1 pseudogene is annotated in these 1,189 nt (G+C 53.3%); it reads left to right on the forward strand.

Going from position 1 to position 1,189, the window contains the following annotated elements:
- Positions 1-762: 762 nt before the first annotated feature.
- A pseudogene (locus ASG67_RS10165) lies at positions 763-1,189 on the forward strand (hypothetical protein); the annotation flags it as partial.

Consider the following 1,189-nt stretch of genomic DNA (forward strand, 5'->3'; position numbering starts at 1 on the left):
ACTGGGCCAATCAGCCGCTATGGCGCCTGGGGCCTGCGCGAATATGCTGGTCAGCCGCTAAGCGAGACGCCCAAACTCCGCGGCGTGCTGCAATTCGCCGGTTATTGAGTTGCCCTTGATCCAAGTTTTAACGATCGGCCATCAAGCGAGGGATGTCGTGAATCGCGATCAATCACGGGTAGTCTCCATCAACGTGTGATGACCGCACGCGGCGCTCTCTTAGGCCAGATCGCGTACCAGATCCTAAATCGCTCCGACGCATGAGATATGCGCGCCGCAACCGGAAGCGGTCGAACTAGCCTCAGGAAGGAGGGGAGCGTCCAACTGCTTAATAAAAGATAAGCACTGGGTATCATCTCATCAAAAATTTTACCGCTCCATCTACCAAAATCTAAGGGCAGTTAGCCGATGACACTTAATATCAAAGCCGAAGTGTGCCGTTGGTGCGCCCAGTCGCCTCCCCCAGGGAGTGTCACATGCAAATAGTGTGATACGAGGCCAATCAGGGCTGAAACAGTCCAATCATCAGGCGGAGCAGGATTTTTACTCGATGTGGGAAATCCTCGTCCGGTTAACATAAATAAACTATTTATGAGAACAGATATTTCAATCTGCTCATATAGAAACTTTTTCAGTGAAGAGTGGTGAGTGAACGAAATAAAGAGTTAGTAATGTAGCTCTATAATAATAAGCGATCTAAGGTCGCGTTGTTCATTTTCATCACTTAGATCCAAAATTTATCCTATTTGGAGTTCATAGTACATGGGCAGCGTCACCGCGAGCAGTGTTTTTTATGCTGTGCGATCATCCACAACGTTGAAAGTTGGCGCGTCCGTTGGTGCCGTGCTGGGCATGGGCGCAGTCATTGTGCCGAACGACACAGTTGCCAAAAGCGCTCCGAGCGTTTTCGTGACAAAGTCGATGCCGGCCGCAATTGCGACGCCGACGCCTACGCCGACTGCGCAGCCGATCGCGGCGCCATCGGCACGTGACAAGCTGGGCGTAAACGTTGGCGGGATCACTTACTATGGTGGTGAGCCGGTTTTCACGAACCAGTTGTTTGGCCTACGCTGGCTGGTGCCGGCTGCGGGCTGGGGCGGCATCAGCAACGAACGTCTGCGGCCGGACGGCTTCCCCAAGGTGGTCGATGGCTCGGCTGCTGCGCCGAGCGTCGTGTCGATCCTTAACC

The sequence above is a fragment of the Sphingomonas sp. Leaf339 genome, assembly GCF_001426195.1.
Taxonomy (GTDB): Bacteria; Pseudomonadota; Alphaproteobacteria; order Sphingomonadales; family Sphingomonadaceae; genus Sphingomonas.